Here is a 2,655-nt window from a genome sequence, read left to right as displayed (position 1 = left end):
TCCCAACCGTCCCAAAACCCATGAGACTCAACCGTCCCAGAAGTCATGAGACTCAACCGTCCCAGAAGTGTGGAGACAGCACAGTACGGTAGGGGTACGTACCGTCACCGAAAGGTACGAAGCGTCGGTGCAAAGGTACGAACCGTCATGCGAAGTGCCGAACCGTCGCGGGAAGCGCCGAACCCTCACCCCGGGACGCACGGGTGAACCGCCCCAGGCCGCGCCCCCTCGCAGTGCTGCGTGGCCCGCACGGTGCCGTGGGCGTGGTCCGTACGTGGTTGTCTTTAGCAGGCCGTCCCGGTCACGCCCCGCCGGCCCGGTCACGCCCCCCGCCAACACGGCCGGACCCCACCGGCCCGGTCACGACCTTGCCGTCCCGAACGTGACCACCACATCGCGGACCGCCCCTGAACACCACACCCGCAAACTGGAAGAGCCGATAAACCGTGGAAGAGACGGCCCTGCCTCGACCGGAGCAGCGCCGGGAGGCTAGTCGTCAACGTCGGCGCGCTCGCGCAATTGGCGGATCGTGGCCAGCGGGTCCTCACCCTCGGGGAAGCCGCGCAGGCGCCAGTACATGGCGAGCACCGAGCCGGTGATCGTGTGCCAGAAAGTCGCCACCGCGCACGGCGCCGCCACCGCGGCGCCGAGGTAGGCGGCGGCCAGGGTGGAGCCGAGTCCGGCGTTCTGCAGGCCGGTCTCAATGGAGATGGTGCGCCGGTCGCGCCGGGATACCCCAATGAGGCGTGCCACCGCATAACCCAGGCCGTAGCCGATGGCGTTCTCGACGGCGATCGCCACGGACATCAGCATCCCGGCGGTGGCGATCAGTGCCTGGCTGCGCGAGACCACTGCGGCCACCACCCCGGCGATGGCAATCACCGACACCCAGGGCATGATCGGCTGAACCCGCGCCACCTGCCGGTGGGCGAACATGTTGAGCAGCAGCCCCGCCCCCACTGGCAGCAGCACGATCTGCACAATGGACAGCGCCATCGACCCCGCGGGCACCTCCATATAGGTACCCGCCAGCCACAGCGTGAGCAGCGGGGTGACCACGGGGGCGAGCATGGTGGACAGCGCGGTCATTGACACGCTCAGGGCGGTGTTGCCCTTGGCCAGGAAGCTGCACACATTGGACGTCGTACCGCCGGGCACGCAGCCGATGAGGATGATGCCAACCTTCAGCTCGTCCGGCAGCGGGACTACGTGCGCGACCGTCCAGCCGACCAGCGGCATCACCGAGAACTGCGAGAGCACGCCGACCACCACCGGCACCGGCCGCCGCGCGATCAGGGTGAAGTCCGGCACCGAAAGGGTCATGCCCATACCCAGCATGGTCACGGCCAGCAGCGGCGTCATGTAGTTGGACAGGGGCACGAAGGTGCTGGGGGAGAAGAAGGCCGCCAGGAAGGCCGCGAACATGATCAGGGGGAAGACGGTGACCGCGATGCGGGCACTGCGTTCCTGACGCGCATCCTCGACGCCGGTGCGCCGGGCCTCGGTGTGCTCGGCGGCGCCGCGCTGGGCGTCGGCACGGTCGGCCTCGTTTCCACCTCCTCGGCGGAGGCCGAGCTGATCGGTGGTGGGCGGCGCGGGCCGCGTGCTGGCGTCTTTGGCAGAGGGGGTCATGGGATCCTCGGAATGCGGGAGGCGGGGTGGGTATCCGCCTTCACGGTAGGTCCCTCCGCGCGCCGACGGCGCCGCAGTCCAACCGGCGGACGGGCGCCTCGGCGCAGTCAGTGGGCGCCCCCGTGCCGCGGTCCGCCGCAGCCTAGGGACGCGGAGGCTCAACGCGTGGGAGTTCGGGCGCCGTGACCGCCACGCACCCGCCCGCACGCGCATACCCTTGACCCATGCGAGCCCAGCGCATCACCGACACCATCGCCTACCACGCCGAGGGCCCCTGCTGGTGGGAGGCCACCGGCCGACTCCGCTTCGTGGACATGCTCGCCGGCGCCGTCGTCGAACTGGACGAGGCCGCCCCGGGCGGGCACCGCCGCCTGCCGGTCGGGTCCGCCGTCGCCTCCGTGATCCGGCCCCGCGTAGGCGGCGGTGCGATCGTCGCCACCGAGCACGGGATCTCCCTGTCCCGCCGCGAGGACCTGAGTGACCTCGCCCCCGCGGCGACGCTTTTCGCGGACCCGGCCGTGCGCACCAACGAGGGCGGCTGCGACCCGGGCGGTCGCTTCTGGATCGGCACCATGCCGTACGCGAAGACGCCCGGCGCCGCCACCATGTACCGCTGGGACGGCCTGGGCACGGAGCCGCTGACCGCCTGGGGCGGCGCCACCATCTGCAACGGGCTCGGCTTCTCGCCCGACTCCCAAACCGCCTACTGGACGGACACGCCCACCGGCACCATCGTCGCCATGGACTACCGGCCCGACGACGCCGACCGCGGCGGCCTGACCGATCCGCGCCCCTTCGTGTCTATCGACCCCGCCGCCGGTCATCCGGACGGGCTTTGCGTGGACGCCGACGGCGGGGTGTGGGTCGCCCTGAACGGCGGGGCGGCCGTGCACCGCTACGGACCCGACGGCGACCTGGACGCCGTCGTCGAGCTGCCGGTGCGGCAGGTCACCGCCTGCACCTTCGGCGGCGACGACTACACAACCCTGTTCATCACCACCTCCCGCGAGAACCTGCCCGACG

General features: G+C 70.9%; 2 protein-coding genes. One reads left to right on the top strand and one right to left on the bottom strand.

The genetic code is table 11. The features are described 5' to 3' along the window. Positions 1–489: 489 nt before the first annotated feature. Positions 490–1,632, bottom strand: a complete 1,143-nt coding sequence (locus tag GZ998_RS02505) for a bile acid:sodium symporter family protein (protein ID WP_219108790.1) — start codon at positions 1,630–1,632, stop codon at positions 490–492. 224 nt (positions 1,633–1,856) lie between these two features. Between GZ998_RS02505 and GZ998_RS02500 the strand changes: the two genes are divergently transcribed. Further along, on the top strand, positions 1,857–2,655 hold a 799-nt coding region (locus GZ998_RS02500), incomplete at its 3' end, for an SMP-30/gluconolactonase/LRE family protein (RefSeq protein ID WP_219108788.1).

This window comes from Actinomyces sp. 594 (assembly GCF_019325145.1).
Lineage (GTDB): Bacteria > Actinomycetota > Actinomycetes > Actinomycetales > Actinomycetaceae > Actinomyces.
This window is presented reverse-complemented; position numbering and strand designations above follow the sequence as displayed.

Bases quoted from the DNA above. Each gene is read 5' to 3' on its own strand.
- GZ998_RS02505 (WP_219108790.1), bottom strand. From the start codon at position 1,632: ATGACCCCCTCTGCCAAAGACGCCAGCACGCGGCCCGCGCCGCCCACC.